Origin of the sequence: Algoriphagus sp. AK58 (assembly GCF_014324365.1) — a bacterium.
GTDB lineage: Bacteria > Bacteroidota > Bacteroidia > Cytophagales > Cyclobacteriaceae > Algoriphagus.
In genome coordinates this window covers 35,782-51,605 of the sequence record NZ_QEIG01000020.1, presented here as the reverse complement: position 1 = coordinate 51,605, position 15,824 = coordinate 35,782, and the positions used below count along the sequence as shown (strand labels likewise).

Genomic DNA, 15,824 nt, shown 5'->3' with positions numbered 1-15,824 from the left:
TCACTGAAGAAAGTAACGAAGCATAAATGCGGTGTCTGTCTGACGGGGGCCTTCGATGGTCTGAAGACCCGAACTGATCACTTCTCTATCTGTGTATGTAGTTCTTGCAAAACGAAAATAGGCGGTCAATTTTTGATTGAACTGGTATTGTCCGAGGAGATAGTGTCGAATACCTCTTCCGGAATACGCGGGTACCGAGAACGTCCATAGCACATTGTTTTCAAAGGAATAAAGCCGATTATCATAGGTTTCTGCATCAAACAAAGCCGCTCTTCCGGTAATTCTCCATTTGTTTTTTCCAAACTGGACATCTTGCAAAACCATCAATCCGTAGGTTTTATTCTGTTCAATTTCCACCTGACTCCAAAGGACTCTGGACCTGAGAAAGAGGTTCCTGGTCAATTGGGTTTCAAGACTTAGGGTTGAATTGATTTTATAAATTGGGGAAACGAGATAGGGGAGGCTAGGCTCACCGGTATTGGGTAGATTTCGGTCCTTTTTTTCATTTCTTATTTGTAAAAAAGCCAAAAGGTTTCTGCGGGGTTGATAGCTTATTCTTCCTAACCATTCATACCCTCGGGATGGAGAGTAAACCCGATATTTAATCCAAGGAAAACGAAACGAATCGTAGTAGGCATTGATTCTCCATACTTTGGTTGGCATCACCTGGATTCCCATATAGAGACCACGTTCGTTGATTGGTCTGGTATTTTCTGCAAAACCGGATGAGTAAAAACTATGAAAATCACGATCATAGTTTCTCCATAAAAGAGAAAAATCTATGGTTTTGCCGAGGCTGCTTACTAAACCAATGACTGTTCCTGTTCCCTTGCTCTTGGAAATGGCGGATTCCCCAAATAGCGAAAAATTCTTCCAATAGTAATTAAAATAAAGACTTCCAACTTGATTGGTTTGACCTGAGAATTCAAACTGGTTATAAATCCGTGGATCTCTTATCCAAGGCCTGTTGAATTGGGTATGTAATACATTGGCACCTCCCATCCATCTTCCGGAAGGATGATTGAATTGAAGATTACCGCCTAAGTTTACTTCTCTGATTTGATTTTTTGTGGAAAGCTCGCTTGGTGTCCTGTGTAGGCCAGTTTGGGTGAGACTACTGATCGTTTCTACAGTGTTTTCAAGGGAATCCAGGGTAAGGGAAATCCTTCCATCTCTGGGAGCGTTGGAAAGAATGAAAGTCGTCTGCCAATTTTTGATTTGGCGGGTAAGTCCTACTCCTCTAAAATATCCAAATTCCAATGCTGCAGTATACGGAAGTATCCCAAAACTGCTTCTTCTGACAGTGGGCACGGTTTCCGCTCCTTTTCCCAAGGTGTAACCTGCTCCGAAAACGAGTCCCTGTCCAAAACTTGCCTGAAAATCTCCCAAGGCGATCGTTCTCCATTTTCCGACAAAGTACCTGGTGATATGAAAGGAAAGAAAATTAAAACCATATCGGGCCGTTTTTCCATCCCAGGAAAATTGTTCTCCTGGATCTTTTTCCAATGTCATTCCAATACTGAAATCTCTTGGTCTTTGAATTCTAAATCTCAGATAAAAATCATTTGGATCTCCTAGGTATCGGGTACTTAAAGTGCCATTTCTGCTGGTATCTGCAGGAGTAAATCCTCGCCTTGTTTCCCAGGTTCTTCGGTGCCGGAAGAGCAAATAGGCATTTTCTTCTTCTTTCAGACGCTGGAAAAAAGGCTTGGTACGGCTTCCATTTCCTCCAATTGTCACAAACGGAAGTAAATTTTCTATTGTCAGCAGGTCAAATTCGGGTATAGCCTGAAGCTCGTAGAGTGAGATGAAATCCCCGTTAATTTTCCGGTATTCCAGCAGATTGGAAATCTGCAAGGGAGATAGAAGATAAGAGGCTTGTAAGATTTCCGAATCTGCCTTGTTGACATCTATGGGGTTTTGGTAAAGCTGAAAAAGTACTTCATAAATTGCTTCATAATCGATATCCTCTTCCTGAACAGGAAATAGCCTTTCGATAAAAGATTCCATATCGATATTCGGCTTTGGAGGGTTTTGAGCAAAAAGTCCCAAGCTTAGAATAAAGAAAGTTGAAAAAAAACACAGCCTCATTTAATTATAACTTTAGTGATAAAGAAAAATGATGAGTTCTTCCCAGAGCTGAATTTTGTCCGTAGGCGTAGTCCAATCCAAATAGATCTTTTCTTATTCCCAGGCCAAAACTTACTCTGGATGGATTACTATTGATTCCTGTTCTCAATAGAATCCACTCTGCTAATCTGTATTCAAGACCCAATTTGAAAACTGGTGGCAGGTCCACGTCTTTTTCCAGTTCGGAATGAATTCTAAGCGGCTCAGAAGGAAAATAGCTCAAACCCAACTGAACCAGGGTTGGAAGACGTTGCTCTGAATGTTTACTGACTTTGGATTGGGTGAGGTTGGAAATATGGGCTCCAAGAAAAAATACGGGACTTAATTCTGCTATTCCACCAAGGGAGAAAACCAGGGAGTGACCCGATCCAAATCCCTCAATCTGTGTTTGAAACCAATCAATTTTTGCTCCCAAGCTCACAATTCCCAAGGTATTGGAGACTCCGATCCCGAAAATCTGTTGGTTGAAAAGATCTCCTCCGAACCTGGAAATTCCCAAACCAATCGTTGCAAACTCATTTTTCAAAGCACCGCTGAATGAAAGCGTGCTTAATTCTTTCAGGCCAAACCTCTGGTCAACGCTCACACTGATTTCTGACTGTTCCAATCGATCCAATGCACCCACATTGTTGAAAACAGTCCATGAATCATCTACAAAAAGTTTCAAATTACCCATTCCTTGGCTCCTGGCGCCATGGGCTTGAGATTGAGGATCGGTCTGAGAAAATGCAGAAAAAAGAACCGAAACCCAGAAGCATAAAAAAAGAGTCAGCTTCATTTGATTCAGAAAAATTCTTGAATCAATTTAACTAAAAATCAAATGATTGAAAAAGTTTTTTTAAAAAGGTGCTCGGAAGTTGAAGAAGAAGTTGCCTTCCCCCTGATTATTCATGGAATATTCAAATCTCAGGACCACGTCATAAAATCCGATGATGTCTATTCCTGGCCCATATCCAAAGAGGTATTTGTTAGAAAGCCTGGCGTTTTCGGGAATCTTGTTTCGGTCTGTGACACTTCCGTGGTCAAAATTCCCGCTTAAGTAAATTTTGAAAGGCAACTGATTAAACTGATCGGATTCCAAATATCTAGAGATATCCAATGTGACATCTAGTAGTTTCATTCTAAGGCTGTTTTTCTGAACATAAAGCTGTTGGCCTTCGATTACGTTCAGTTCATAACCTCTGATGAAATTGGGCTGGTACCCAATGCCTCTTACCAGTGCATAGGGTTGCTGAGGGCTCAAAAACCAGACACCGGTCAATCCCGCGGCAAAATGGAATCGGTCACTAATTGGGAAGTATTTATTTGCAATTAGATTTAGTTCCACTTCATTTATTTCATCATTAAAAAATAAACCATATCTGGTGCCGGTGATTTGGAGAAGTTCCCCATCGGTCGCATAGGCTACATTATCTCTTTTATCATGCCGGAAGGAATATTGGAAAAACAAATACCGAAGGTTATTTCCTTCATGTTGAAAGTAATTGGGATTTACTTCCAATACCTCAGGGTTAATCCAGGTCCTATTGTATCCAAAGCTTATTTGATGAAAATTGTAAAAGGTTCTTCGGTAGGTATATCGAATAGCTGTGGCGAAGTTTTTTCTCAATACTTCTTCCCTTTCATTGGTATAAAAGACCTGACGATTGAATTCTGACTTGATGGGAATGGTTTTTTGGTCGGCATAAGTCAACTGGAATGACAATCCGTGTTTTTGGTTTTTGTCTATATAAGGCTTCGAATACAAGATGTCCAAGCCTTTGGTAAATCCTAATTGGCCGGAGAACCTAAATTTTTCATTCCTGCCTCCCACATTGGAATGATTGATTCTCAAACCATAATTGACACGTGACCAGTCTCTCCCCTGATTGGTCCACCATTCTGCAAAGTTTCGGTCAGCCAATTGAAAAATGACAGCCGGTAAGACATACCAGCGTTCTTTTACAGAAATCAGAATCTCAACCTCTTCCGGACCGGTAACCAAGGGAGTAATGCTTACTTCATTAAACAGCCTGAGGTTATATATCTTTTGTTCATCCGCTTTGATGATACCCATGAAGGTTTCCCAGTCGTAATAGTAATCTGTAATGAAATCCAATTCCCTCAAAATGATGTTCTTTTGGGTTTTTTCATTACCGATAATATAGATATTGTTGACCTTTACCCTTTCAGGAGTGGGAGGATTTACAGGTTGATAGCTGGTATCCTGAGCCTGTAATAGGAAGGTGTTCAAGATTAAAAATCCTACTAGAATTAGGCGGAGGTGTGGCAAAATTGAATCCAATGGAATTCTATTTGAGTATTTTTGGTTCAATCCATGCATACCTGACTAAAAGGGTACTATAAATGTTTAAAACCTACCTGAGAAAGATAGCCATATTTCCGGTCTTGGTCTATCAATACGTCATTTCTCCTTTATTTCCTGCAAGTTGCCGATACACTCCTACCTGCAGTCAGTACATGAAGGAGGCTATCATCAAGCACGGGGTTTTAAAGGGAGGTTTACTTGGGTTTAAGAGAATCGGTCGCTGCCATCCATGGGGAGGACATGGCCATGATCCAGTTCCTTAACTTTTTTCGGGCTTAATTCCGTTTTTCAAAGCCCTTGCTACCAGCACTACTCCAATTACTACCAAAGGAATACTCAACAGTTGTCCCATGTTGAATTGCATAGACTGTTCAAAGTCTACCTGAACCTCTTTAAAGAACTCCCAAACGAAGCGCATACCAAAGACTGAGATTAAGAATAATCCCAATAGAAGACCCTCTGGAAGTCTGGATTTGAACTTGGACCACAGGCCAAGTAGGACCAAGAAAATCACAAAATAAGAGGCTGCTTCATAGATTTGAGTAGGGTATTTTGCTCTACCAAAGGTCTTGACAGTCACCAAATAATTTCCAGGTTTTTCTTGAATTTCAAAATTCACGGGAGTTTCTACTGGTTCGGCAAGGTATTCTTTGGAAGAACTAAACCTAGTCAAGGCGTATTTGATATCCTGGGCAAGGATACCGCTGAGATCTTCTTTGGAGAAATTTCCTTTTGAAATCACCAGATCAAAATTGACAGGAACGATTCCATTTCCCTGAAGTTCACTATCTCGGTCTACCGGTTTATACGCTTCAATGGATTCAATCGGGACTTTAAGGGATTGAAGGATTTCTTCTGCATCTCGGGCATAAACTATTCCTGAATCAGTACCGGTGTCCTTGCCCCCAATCTCCGAATTCATCAGATTCCCCACTCGAATCATCGCACCCGTCATGGCTGTTACGATCACAATTCGGTCAACTACCCAAAGGTAACTTTGTCCAGGGGTTCTTTTGGAGTACAGCCAAAGAGCAAATAAAATCGCAATGGCTGCACCATGCGAGGCTAGTCCTCCTTCCCAAACTTTCAGAATATCAATCGGATTGCTTAGATACTTTTCCGGTTCATAAAAAAGAACATGGCCTAATCTCGCACCTAGAATCGTTGCCAAAACCATGTAGATGGTGAGCTTGTCCACGAGTCTTTCGTCCTGACCCTCTTTCCTGAAAAAGTAAACCATGAATTGCTGGGATATGATAAATCCCAACGCAAAAAGAAGACTGTACCACCTCAGTCGTTCAAATCCCCCAAATACTGCAGGACTTGGATCCCAAACGATGTAGCTAAGAAAGAATGAAAGCATAAAATTTGGATTAGATTTGATCTAATTGTTCTAGTTCATCTTGGAATCCTCCCGATAGAATTGGGAATCGATACCAAGTTTTAGGGTCAATATTGAATTCATCCAAATGAAAAGATGGAGCAAACCGCTCTCTTTTCCATTGATTCCTTGACCAAAGTCGGAAGAATTTTTTAATATACTCCTTCAAAGTTTCCTCTTCCAATTCAAGTTCTTCCCGAAGAAGATGAAAAACATCCATAGGAGACCTTCGATCTCTGACTGCAAGCCGTTCGATTTCTACGATAACCGAATAGGGCATCAGGTCTTTTTCATCGGTCTGGGTTCGCTCAATTGGTCTCAACTCAGCGGTTGGAGTGAGTGAATTGACCACAGCAAGTCCGGGTCTATCCAGGTTTTTTTCTGCCCAAAGGAGCCAATTCAGAATGAAATGCTTGTCTACAGCTGCAATAGGGGAGATGCTGCCGCTAGTATCCCCATCCATGGTAGCATAGCCTACATCTCCTTCGCTTCGATTGGAGGTACAGAGCAACAAGGCATTGTTTAGATTAGCCAACATCCAGATGATAGGAGATCTTGACCTGGCTTGAATATTTTGAAGAGTTAGATCATCATTTTCCCAAGATAATTTGCGGCCAATGGCCTTCTCGATCTTTTGGGTATAGGAGTCTACTTCTTCGTCAATAGTCCAAGAGTAAAACTTGGCTCCAAGGCTCTGCGCAAGGGTTTGTGCCGAATGAAAGGTATCGGAAGAAGAGTTTCGTGTACCTTGATAAGCGGTAGTCAATAACTGTCCTACCAATTCTTTTTCGGGATTTTCAGAATAATACGTCAGCTCAATTCCCGATTTTTCCACGAATTTTTGCAATCCCAATTCTTCTATACCCCTGCGTACCATTTCAGCTACTAAGACTGCAATGGTGCAAGAATCTGCTCCGCCTGAGAGCGATAGCACAAATCCTTTGCTTTTGCTTTTTCTTAAATAATCATATAGGCCCAAGGCAGATGCTTGGACAAATTCCCATTCCTTGGACTTAATTGGCGCGATGGATTGTGGTTTGTTTTCCAGGAAAAATGAAAAAACCTGAAAATCCTGAAAAGACAATAATTGATTTCTGGAAAGCAGCTGACCGTCTTTGGCAATTAAAATTTCACCGTCAAAAATCATTCTTCCGGCTTCATTTCCCAAAAGATTGACATAGCAATAGTAGCAGTCAAAAAGAAGGGAGCTCTGTTCGATGAGTTCTTTTCTTTCCAGTGTTTTCTTCATCGCAAAATGTGAAGCACTGGGGTTGAAGATAAGATCGACTTTTCGTTCACAAAGTCTATACCCTGGTCTGTCTTTACCTCTCCAGGCATCTTCACAGATTTCAAATCCAAAGTGAATGCCCTTATGGTAAAAAGTCAAATCTCCGAATGGGTATTCCTTGTCCAGGAAATGGAACGAAATGATCTCGTTTGCAGTCCATGGGGTGAACCAACGAAATTCATAATGAACCCCATCAATGGCCATGAATTGCTTGGCTACAAATCCTTTAAGCTCTTCATTTTCGATTAGAGCCATGGTATTGTAAACCTTTCCTTCAATTCTTACCGGTAGTCCAACGGCCACTGTGATTCCATTGCAATGGGGTAGCAACTTTTCCAACTGACTTAAAGCCTTTTGAGGAAACCAGTAGCTAAGAAAAAGATCCTCCGCACCATATCCTGTAATGGCCAGCTCGGGAAAGCATAAAATTTCAACTTCCTCAGCTTTTGCCTGTTGGATCGCTTGAATGATTCGATCCAGGTTACCTGTCCAATCTAATGGGGTTTGGTTAAGAGTAGCTCCTGCTATTTTGATGGCAGCCATATTGATGATATTGTAGCAAAAGAAATTTTCTAGATGGCTATATGGAGTATTTCGCAGGCATTTTTGGATGCTTCTTGTTCGGCCTTCTTTTTAGTAGCCCCTTTGCCTTGGGCAATCGAATCTCCATTGATCACCAATTCGACAACAAACTCTTTATACCTTTGGTTGCCGTGGATTTGAATGACCTTGTATTCTACCTGTTTACTTTCTTTTTGAGACCACTCAATAATTTTGCTTTTGTAATTGGAGACAGTAGAGATCATTCCCTCCAGATCCATATGGATAAGAATCCGCTGAAGGATTAGCTTTTTGGAAAAATGATATCCTCTGTCCAAATAAACTGCTCCCAAGAAAGCCTCGAGAATATCGCCATAAAGGGATTTATTTCCTGTAAACTGTCGGCTGTCGATGACAAGCTCTAGGGTTTTCTTAAGCCCGATTTTTATCCCAATGTCGTTTAAGGTTTCTCGGTTGACTAATTTGGAGCGGGTCTCGGTAAGGAATCCCTCATCTCTGTACGGGTATTTTTTGAAAAGATGCTCTGCGATTACGGCGCCCAAGACTGCATCTCCTAAAAACTCCAGTCGCTCATTGGAGATTCGGAATCCCTTTTGGGTTTCTTCCCCGAGTCCTGCAGGAGTAAGGGCAAGTCTATAAAGGGATAAATTTAAAGGCTTGCGACCTGTGATCATTTTGATCGAGGTAGCAAGCCTTTTGTCTTTTGAGCTAAAGAAAAGAGTGTGGAGTCCTAATCTTTGAAGGAGTTTCACTCGGATCAGTTGTATTTTTTGAAAATGACAGAACAGTTATGTCCACCAAATCCAAAGGTATTGCTCAGCGCATAGTTAATTTCTCTCGCTTGCGCTTTGTTAAACGTCAAATTAAGCCCCGGGTCAAACGCCTCATCATCCGTGAAGTGATTGATGGTAGGGGGAACCAGACTATTGTTCATCGCCAGAATACATGCAATGGCTTCAATTGCCCCTGCGGCTCCGAGCAAATGACCGGTCATAGACTTGGTACTGCTGATATTCAGCTTGTAAGCATGATCCCCAAAAATCTTTTGAATTGCTTTGGTTTCGCTTACATCACCAAGTGGAGTTGAAGTACCATGTACATTGATGTAATCAATATCTTCCGGTTTGAGTCCGGCATCTTCGAGAGCAATTTGCATGACACTGCTGGCTCCAAGACCTTCTGGGTGAGGTGCTGTGATATGATTGGCGTCTGCAGTCATACCTCCACCTACTAATTCAGCATAGATTTTGGCTCCTCTAGCCTTAGCATGTTCCAATTCTTCCAGAATCAAAGCTCCGGCTCCTTCTCCCAAAACAAACCCATCCCGATCTTTATCAAATGGTCTTGATGCAGTTTCGGGTGAATCATTTCTTTGTGACAATGCTTTCATTGCATTGAATCCTCCAATTCCCGCCTCAGTTACAGCTGCCTCTGAACCACCGCTGATAAACAGATCTGCCTTACCCAGACGAATGTAGTTGAAGGCGTCTATTAGTGCGTTTGTTGCAGATGCGCAAGCAGAAACAGTGACGAAATTGGGTCCTCGAAATCCGTACTTAATAGAGATGAATCCGGCAGAGATATCTGCGATCATTTTTGGAATGAAGAATGGATTGAATCTTGGGGTTCCGTCGCCTTTTGCAAATTCGGTGACTTCTTCTTGGAAGGTGCGAAGTCCTCCAATCCCCGAACCCCAGATCACCCCTGCACGGGATTTGTCTATGGCTTCCAAATCTAACCCAGAATCTGCAATGGCCTCATCAGCTGTGACCATGGCATACTGGGTGAATGCATCCATTTTCCTTGCTTCTTTTTTGTCGATAAATTGCTCGACATCAAAGTTTTTTACTTCGCAAGCAAATTGGGTTTTGAAAAGTGAAGCGTCGAAACGAGTGATAGGCGCAGCGCCACTCACACCAGCAGCTAATCCCTTCCAGAATTCATCTTTGGTGTTTCCTATTGGTGTGAGGGCACCTATACCCGTTACAACAACTCTTTTTAAATTCATATAATGAATTTAGGTGGTTTTATTTTACGTTAGCCTCCAGGTAAGTGATGGCTTGGCCTACAGTACCGATTTGTTCTGCTTGGTCATCTGGAATAGAAATGTTGAATTCTTTTTCGAATTCCATGATCAATTCCACAGTGTCCAGAGAGTCGGCACCAAGATCATTGGTGAAGCTTGCTTCCATAGTCACTTCAGACTCTTCTACGCCAAGTTTGTCTACAATGATGGCCTTTACTTTTTGTGCAATTTCAGACATTTTGTGATCAGTTTAGTTAATAACACTCCGCAAAGAAATATATTTAATGCCTAATTGGCAAAGAAAAGGCAGAAGTAAATTTTTGTTTAATTGGTCTGTTCGTAAGCCTCCGTTTTAATTTCTAACTTTGTTTTGATCATGTTTCTTCCCCGATGAAGAAGGCCAAATTATTTGTAGAACCCACCTTCGATTTTGAGCTTTTGGGGCTTGTTTCCCCTGTTAAGGACTATAAAATGGCCTGGTTGATTAACCGTGACCTGGATCTGGAGTTGGTTAGAGTGGAGGATTTGGAAATTGAGTTTATATCCAGTTCGCGACTGGAAATTTCCCAATATTTCCTTTCTTTACCGTACGGATACATTCAGCTTCTTAAAAATAAAGCGCTAAATTCTTCTCAGCAATTGGCATATTTGATTCCTGAATTGCGAAATATGGATTATTTCCTTTTAGTGAAAGATCTTACAGAACAACTCAGTATTCCTACATTTGTGAATCACCTCTCCAATAATGCCCATATTCAAAGTGTGGTGCGTATTGACGTTTCAAAATTAAAATCAAAAGAAAACCTATTATCTTATTAAAAACCCGATGAGCCATTTACCCTTTAAGAAAACCAAAATCCTGGCTACCATAGGCCCTGCCTCAAATAACTACGAAATGATCAAGAGCCTGGCTTTGGCTGGTGCAAATGTGTTTCGTTTGAATTTTTCTCATGGAAGTCATGAAGTTCACCAAGAAGTCATTTCCATCATCCGCCAGGTCAATAAAGAACTGAATTGCCATTTGGGTATTCTGCAGGATCTTCAAGGTCCAAAAATCCGTGTCGGTGAAGTGGAAAATAACGGGGTAGAGATAAAGCCCGGAGAAAAAATCACCATTACCAATGATCCTGTAGTAGGCACCCCTTCATTAGTGAGTACGGTTTATAAAAACCTCCCTCAGGATGTTCAGCCTGGTGAGCATATTCTGATCGACGATGGCAACCTCGAGGTAGTAGTCAATGATACAGATGGCAAAAATGTGAACTGTACTGTCATTCACGGTGGCATTTTGAAATCAAGAAAAGGAATCAACTTGCCTAATACCAAGGTATCTGCCCCTTCGTTGACAGAAAAAGATATCGAGGATCTCCATTTCGGTTTGGAACAGGACGTGGATTGGATTGCTTTGTCTTTCGTAAGATCTGCAGAGGATATTCATGACCTGAGAAATCGAATCAAAGCTTCTGGCAAGCATTGCAAAATTGTCGCAAAGATCGAAAAGCCCGAGGCCCTTGAAAACATCGATTCTATCATTGAAGCTACAGACGCCATCATGGTAGCTCGAGGTGATTTGGGAGTAGAAGTTCCTATGGAAATCGTTCCCCTGTGGCAGAAGAAAATGGTGGAAAAATGCAAGATGGCGTGCAAGCCTGTCATCATTGCCACCCAGATGATGGAAAGCATGATCCAGAATCCAAGACCTACCCGCGCAGAGACCAATGATGTGGCAAATGCGGTATTGGACGGCGCTGATGCCGTAATGCTTTCTGCAGAAACGGCATCTGGAAAATATCCGATCAATGCAGTCAAAGCCATGACCAGCATCATTACCTATTTGGAGCAGAATGCGGAGATCTATCACAACCTCTACAAGATTCCTGAAGATGATGTGACCTTTTTGAGCAATAATCTCATTTTGATGGCTTCCCGTCTTTCAAGAAATGTCAGAGCAAAAGCTATAGTGGGAATCACTTCTTCCGGATTTACTGGATTCAGGTTGGCTTCTCACCGTCCTTTGGCCAATATTTTTGTCTTCACCAGAAATCAAAAATTACTCACTCAAATGTCTCTGGTTTGGGGAGTGAGGGCCTACTACTACGAGAGCCAAGTATCCACCGATAAGACCTTTGAGGATATAGAAAATACACTTAAAAATGATGGCCATGTGATTACAGGAGATGTCATCATCAATACCGCCAGTATGCCATTGAAAGAAAAAGGCAAAACCAACATGCTAAAGGTACATGTGGTAAGCTAGTCGTCTATTTTCTTGACGGTTTAAAGGATGAATCTCACGATTCATCCTTTTTTTTTGACAGTTGATGGTTCACTTCAAATCCAGTCAATAATCCCATAGTTAATGCGATATACTAATCCAATTTAACTATGACAAAATTGTTCAAATTCTTATTGATGGGGTCGTTGTTTTTTACGGTCCTTTCCTGTAGCGAGGACTACCAGGGTCCAATCCCTTATCCTACGCTGATTGAGGCAGCCAATGAGGCTGGTCTGACGACGTTGGTTTCTGCGGTAAGAGCTATTCCAGGTCTTGAGGCTACCTTGCAGGATCAAGGTGCCATCACTGTTTTTGCTCCGACCAACGACGCTTTTGCCAATGCCCTTACTGCTTTCAGAGCAACCGACCTCAACGATTTGGTTGCCAAAATCGGAGGTGCTCAAAATTTGCAGACGGTACTTGGGTTTCATGTGGTTCCTGCGGTGGCTTTTTCAAGAAACCTCAATGAGACGAATATTTTTACCACACTCGCAGGTCAGCAGTTGAGAGTTAATTCTTCTCCGGGCGTAGTGACTGTGACCGATGCGGCTGGAAATGTGGCCCGTGTGATCCAGGCTGACGTACAAATTGAGAATGGCGTGGTGCATGTAATTGATAGGGTTCTTCTTCCTTCAATTGAGTTGCCTAAGCCTAATTTGGTGGAAGCAGCAACTCAGGCTGGCCTTACTACCTTACTTACAGCTGTGACAGCGGTGCCAGGTTTGCCTAATGCGCTTCTTTCCGCACCAAACATCACTGTATTCGCTCCTACAAACGAGGCCTTTGCTGCAGCCTTGCAGGTGTTTAGAGCTCGTGATCTCAATGAATTGGTTACTAAAATCGGAGGACCGGCTAATTTGGAAAAGGTGCTAGGATTCCATGTTGTCCCTGCTAGAGCACTTTCATCTTCTCTTTCCGCTTCCAATACTTTCCAGACCTTGTCAGGGCAGAGCATTACTGTAGAAAAATCAGGTACAACTGTCACTGTAAAAGATCAGTTGGGTAGAACGGCTCAAGTGGTAGCTGCTGATATTGAAATCGCCAATGGAGTGGTACATGTGATCAATGGCATGATGCTTCCAAATTTGGGACTTCCAACTGTGGTTCAGGCTGCTCAGTCAGCGGGATTGACCACTCTGCTGGATGCGGTGACAGCAGCTGGTCTTGGAAATGCTCTTCTTAATACTCCTCAAATGACTGTTTTTGCTCCTACTAATGCCGCCTTTACTGCTGCATTGCAGGCTTACGGTGCTGCCAACCTTAATCAGTTAGTAGCTAAAATCGGAGGAGTTGCCAATCTTCAGCGAGTTTTAGGCTTCCATGTGGTGCCAGCTGCCGCTTTCTCATTTGAACTTCAGCCGACCAATACCTTTACCACGCTAGCTGGACAGCAGTTGACCGTGACACGCACGGCTAATGGAGTAACTGTAAGAGATGCCTTAGGAAATACCGCCAATGTGGTGACCGCTGACGTGGCTATTTCCAACGGGGTAGTCCATGTAATCGATAGGGTACTTTTACCTACTATTGACCTTCCAAATGTAGTGGAAGCGGCACAGGCTGCCAACCTAACAGTTCTGTTGCAGGCAGTTAACGCGGCAGGTTTGGGCAACGCCCTTTTGAGTCAGCAATCCATGACTGTATTTGCTCCGACCAACCAGGCATTCACCAACCTTCTTCAGGCGTTGAATTTGAATTCTCTCCAAGAATTAATCAACACGCTGGGGGCTGAGGCTGTGACTAAAGTGCTTGGTTTCCATGTGGTTCCGGCTACTGCATTCTCGTTCAATTTGGCATCTGGTTCACAGGAGGTTCCAACGCTGGCTGGTGAAATGTTGACAGTAACCCGAACTGGCAATAATGTGACTGTTAAAGACAAAGCAGGCAATACTTTCAATGTAGTAGCTGCTGATGTGGCTATCGAAAATGGGGTCGTGCATGTGATCGACGGGGTGCTGTTGCCAACCTTGTAATAATTTAAATTCCAACTACCACAAGTAATACAAGGGACAGATTTTCTGTCCCTTGTTATTCTAATAGGTTCTTGAAAGTCAACAAAGAAGAGGAGGAGCGAGATGTTTGATCACAAGTATAATTATTTGTTTGCTTCCGGACTTGGGGTCTATTCCTTCCTGAACATCTATTTTTTGGATGGTGATCGGCTATTTGCAGTCAATCTTACTCCAGGCCCGCTTTTCTTGTTGATTCTTATTTTGTGTTTGACGGTCTGGGCCATCAATCTCTTTGTTCAAAGATTTATTCTTACAGCCTTTGAAAAATTACACCCGCTGTTAGTCCAGTTTTTGACGAGCGCTTTTGGTGTCCTTGTGCTTTCTTTCCTGTCTTCGGAGATTTCAGGCAGCCTTCTAGGAGGACCCTTTAGTTTTTCATTTCAAAACTTCTTACTGACTGCCGCATTCACTTCGAGAATCAATCTGTTTCTCAATTCTGTCAATGCGATTTATTATTTCAGTGTCAAACTCAAACAGAAGGCGGTAGAAGCCGAAAAACTCAAAGCACTCACTTCCGAGGCCAAATTGGTGTCTCTAAATTCTCACCTTAATCCCCATTTCTTTTTCAATAACCTCAGCGCACTTTCTGTATTGATTCATGAAGATGTCAATCTTGCTGATAAGTACCTCCAAAAGCTCAGCGAGATCTATCGCTATATTCTCAACAACCGGGGAAATGAATTGGTGAGACTGAGTCAGGAGCTTGATTTTTTGAAAAACTATATTGACTTGCTTTCCATAAGATTTGAGCAGTCTCTTAAATTTAGTCTCAGGATTGATCCCCAATCCAAACATTTTCTTATTCCTCCGGCTGTATTGCAGCTTTTGGTGGAAAATGTAGTAAAGCATAACTATTTCACACAGAGAGAACCACTTGAGGTAAAGATTTTTTCTGAAAGAAACCACCTTACCATTTGGAATAAAAAACAGCATAAAGAGGTAGTCGATTATTCCACAGGAATTGGGCTTCAAAACATTTCGGACAGATATCGGTTTCTAAATCAGGAAATTCGAATCGAAAACGCTTCGGATTATTTTCAGGTAGACCTTCCTTTGATCGATGACAAAGAACTTACTTTTAGTTGAAGATGAACCTTTGGCACAGGCCAGAATCAAGTCCATTATTTTAAAGCACTTTCCTGAGTGGAATTTGGAAGAGCCAATTCAAACTGTCAAGGAATTGAGTTCGGCCTTAGAACACCAAGAGAATTTTGACCTTATCCTCTGTGATATTCATTTGGCAGATGGACTGAGCTTTACTGCTTTCAGAGGAAGGGATATCAAAGTCCCGGTTATTTTCATCACAGCCTATGATCAATATGCCCTACAGTCTTTTGAGCATAATTGTATTGATTATATCCTAAAGCCCATTCAGGAGGAGCGCCTGGTAAAAGCATTTGAAAAATACCGTTCTATCTCCCTGTCTAATAAATCATTACTTCCTCTTTCCAAAGATTATGTGGAGGAATTTCTGATCAGATATAATCATAGAAATTTCAAAAAGCGATTTCTCACCCGTTCGGGGAATCGCCTTTGCTTTATCCCAACCGATTCTGTAGCTTATTTCTATGCAGAGGATGGGATTACTTTTTTGATCGAAGCAGGATCTTCCCAAAGACATATCGTGGACCACTCGCTCAATGAACTGGAAAAGGACCTGTTGGACCCTAATAAATTTTACCGGATCAATCGCTCTGTAATCATCAATTTGGAAAATCTGGTAGAAATGAGGCCCTATGTGAACGGACGATTACTGGTTTCGCTCAATGTGAAATCTGATGAGGCACTGATCGTAGCCAGAGAAAAAGTGAGTGAATTCAAGTCGTGGATCAATCAATAAGTA

General features: G+C 42.0%; 14 protein-coding genes. 6 read left to right on the top strand and 8 right to left on the bottom strand.

Annotated features, from left to right (window positions below; translation table 11 throughout):
- The 3 genes from DDT91_RS17170 to DDT91_RS17160 all read right to left on the bottom strand — a co-directional run bounded on the left by DDT91_RS17170 (position 1) and on the right by DDT91_RS17160 (position 4,363).
- Entirely contained in the window at positions 1–2,010 is a 2,010-nt protein-coding gene (locus DDT91_RS17170; protein WP_255502170.1) for a helix-hairpin-helix domain-containing protein, read from the bottom strand.
- A gap of 85 nt (positions 2,011–2,095) precedes the next feature.
- Positions 2,096–2,908 carry a hypothetical protein gene (locus DDT91_RS17165; protein ID WP_187177424.1) on the bottom strand — a complete coding sequence of 271 codons (813 nt, stop codon included), beginning with the start codon at positions 2,906–2,908 and terminating at the stop codon, positions 2,096–2,098.
- 60 nt (positions 2,909–2,968) lie between these two features.
- Positions 2,969–4,363, bottom strand: a complete 1,395-nt coding sequence (locus DDT91_RS17160) for a BamA/TamA family outer membrane protein (protein ID WP_255502169.1) — start codon at positions 4,361–4,363, stop codon at positions 2,969–2,971.
- A gap of 113 nt (positions 4,364–4,476) precedes the next feature.
- Here DDT91_RS17160 and yidD point away from each other — a divergent pair, with 113 nt between their 5' ends.
- On the top strand, positions 4,477–4,701 hold the full coding sequence (gene yidD / locus DDT91_RS17155) for a membrane protein insertion efficiency factor YidD (protein WP_187177422.1): 225 nt from the start codon (positions 4,477–4,479) through the stop codon (positions 4,699–4,701).
- On the opposite strand, the gene DDT91_RS17150 is transcribed toward yidD, so the two are convergent.
- The 5 genes from DDT91_RS17150 to DDT91_RS17130 are packed head-to-tail and all read right to left on the bottom strand — an operon-like array spanning position 4,698 to position 9,932.
- Complete coding sequence (locus DDT91_RS17150; protein WP_187177421.1) at positions 4,698–5,801, bottom strand: prolipoprotein diacylglyceryl transferase; 1,104 nt, start codon at positions 5,799–5,801, stop codon at positions 4,698–4,700. The two genes, yidD and DDT91_RS17150, sit on opposite strands and share 4 nt — an antisense overlap.
- A 10-nt stretch (positions 5,802–5,811) precedes the next feature.
- Complete coding sequence (nadE, locus tag DDT91_RS17145; protein ID WP_187177420.1) at positions 5,812–7,650, bottom strand: NAD(+) synthase; 1,839 nt, start codon at positions 7,648–7,650, stop codon at positions 5,812–5,814.
- A gap of 29 nt (positions 7,651–7,679) precedes the next feature.
- Positions 7,680–8,420, bottom strand: a complete 741-nt coding sequence (gene rnc, locus DDT91_RS17140; RefSeq protein ID WP_370539335.1) for a ribonuclease III — start codon at positions 8,418–8,420, stop codon at positions 7,680–7,682.
- Between the two features lie 5 nt (positions 8,421–8,425).
- Positions 8,426–9,676 (bottom strand): beta-ketoacyl-ACP synthase II, encoded by a 1,251-nt coding sequence (gene fabF, locus DDT91_RS17135; protein ID WP_187177419.1) that lies wholly within the window; start codon positions 9,674–9,676, stop codon positions 8,426–8,428.
- Positions 9,677–9,695: 19 nt separating this feature from the next.
- A complete protein-coding gene (locus tag DDT91_RS17130) occupies positions 9,696–9,932 on the bottom strand; it encodes an acyl carrier protein (protein ID WP_026950184.1) in 237 nt (78 codons plus the stop codon).
- A 152-nt stretch (positions 9,933–10,084) separates the two neighbouring features.
- Between DDT91_RS17130 and DDT91_RS17125 the strand changes: the two genes are divergently transcribed.
- The 5 genes from DDT91_RS17125 to DDT91_RS17105 all read left to right on the top strand — a co-directional run bounded on the left by DDT91_RS17125 (position 10,085) and on the right by DDT91_RS17105 (position 15,821).
- Positions 10,085–10,513, top strand: a complete 429-nt coding sequence (locus DDT91_RS17125) for an IPExxxVDY family protein (protein WP_187177418.1) — start codon at positions 10,085–10,087, stop codon at positions 10,511–10,513.
- Between the two features lie 7 nt (positions 10,514–10,520).
- Positions 10,521–11,951: a pyruvate kinase gene (gene pyk / locus DDT91_RS17120; protein WP_187177417.1), complete on the top strand. Its 1,431-nt coding sequence runs from the start codon at positions 10,521–10,523 to the stop codon at positions 11,949–11,951.
- Positions 11,952–12,079: 128 nt separating this feature from the next.
- Positions 12,080–13,942: a fasciclin domain-containing protein gene (locus tag DDT91_RS17115; protein ID WP_187177416.1), complete on the top strand. Its 1,863-nt coding sequence runs from the start codon at positions 12,080–12,082 to the stop codon at positions 13,940–13,942.
- 102 nt (positions 13,943–14,044) lie between these two features.
- A complete protein-coding gene (locus DDT91_RS17110) occupies positions 14,045–15,067 on the top strand; it encodes a sensor histidine kinase (RefSeq protein WP_187177415.1) in 1,023 nt (340 codons plus the stop codon).
- On the top strand, positions 15,042–15,821 hold the full coding sequence (locus tag DDT91_RS17105; RefSeq protein ID WP_187177414.1) for a LytTR family DNA-binding domain-containing protein: 780 nt from the start codon (positions 15,042–15,044) through the stop codon (positions 15,819–15,821). Before DDT91_RS17110 ends, DDT91_RS17105 begins: the two co-directional genes overlap by 26 nt.
- Positions 15,822–15,824 lie beyond the last annotated feature (3 nt).

Excerpts from the sequence above, each read along its gene's own strand:
- fabF (WP_187177419.1), bottom strand. The coding sequence starts at position 9,676 with ATGAATTTAAAAAGAGTTGTTGTAACGGGTATAGGTGCCCTCACACCA.
- pyk (WP_187177417.1), top strand. The coding sequence starts at position 10,521 with ATGAGCCATTTACCCTTTAAGAAAACCAAAATCCTGGCTACCATAGGC.
- DDT91_RS17130 (WP_026950184.1), bottom strand. The coding sequence starts at position 9,932 with ATGTCTGAAATTGCACAAAAAGTAAAGGCCATCATTGTAGACAAACTT.
- DDT91_RS17110 (WP_187177415.1), top strand. The coding sequence starts at position 14,045 with ATGTTTGATCACAAGTATAATTATTTGTTTGCTTCCGGACTTGGGGTC.
- nadE (WP_187177420.1), bottom strand. The coding sequence starts at position 7,650 with ATGGCTGCCATCAAAATAGCAGGAGCTACTCTTAACCAAACCCCATTA.
- DDT91_RS17165 (WP_187177424.1), bottom strand. The coding sequence starts at position 2,908 with ATGAAGCTGACTCTTTTTTTATGCTTCTGGGTTTCGGTTCTTTTTTCT.
- DDT91_RS17150 (WP_187177421.1), bottom strand. The coding sequence starts at position 5,801 with ATGCTTTCATTCTTTCTTAGCTACATCGTTTGGGATCCAAGTCCTGCA.
- DDT91_RS17170 (WP_255502170.1), bottom strand. The coding sequence starts at position 2,010 with ATGGAATCTTTTATCGAAAGGCTATTTCCTGTTCAGGAAGAGGATATC.
- yidD (WP_187177422.1), top strand. The coding sequence starts at position 4,477 with ATGTTTAAAACCTACCTGAGAAAGATAGCCATATTTCCGGTCTTGGTC.
- DDT91_RS17115 (WP_187177416.1), top strand. The coding sequence starts at position 12,080 with ATGACAAAATTGTTCAAATTCTTATTGATGGGGTCGTTGTTTTTTACG.
- DDT91_RS17105 (WP_187177414.1), top strand. The coding sequence starts at position 15,042 with ATGACAAAGAACTTACTTTTAGTTGAAGATGAACCTTTGGCACAGGCC.
- DDT91_RS17125 (WP_187177418.1), top strand. The coding sequence starts at position 10,085 with ATGAAGAAGGCCAAATTATTTGTAGAACCCACCTTCGATTTTGAGCTT.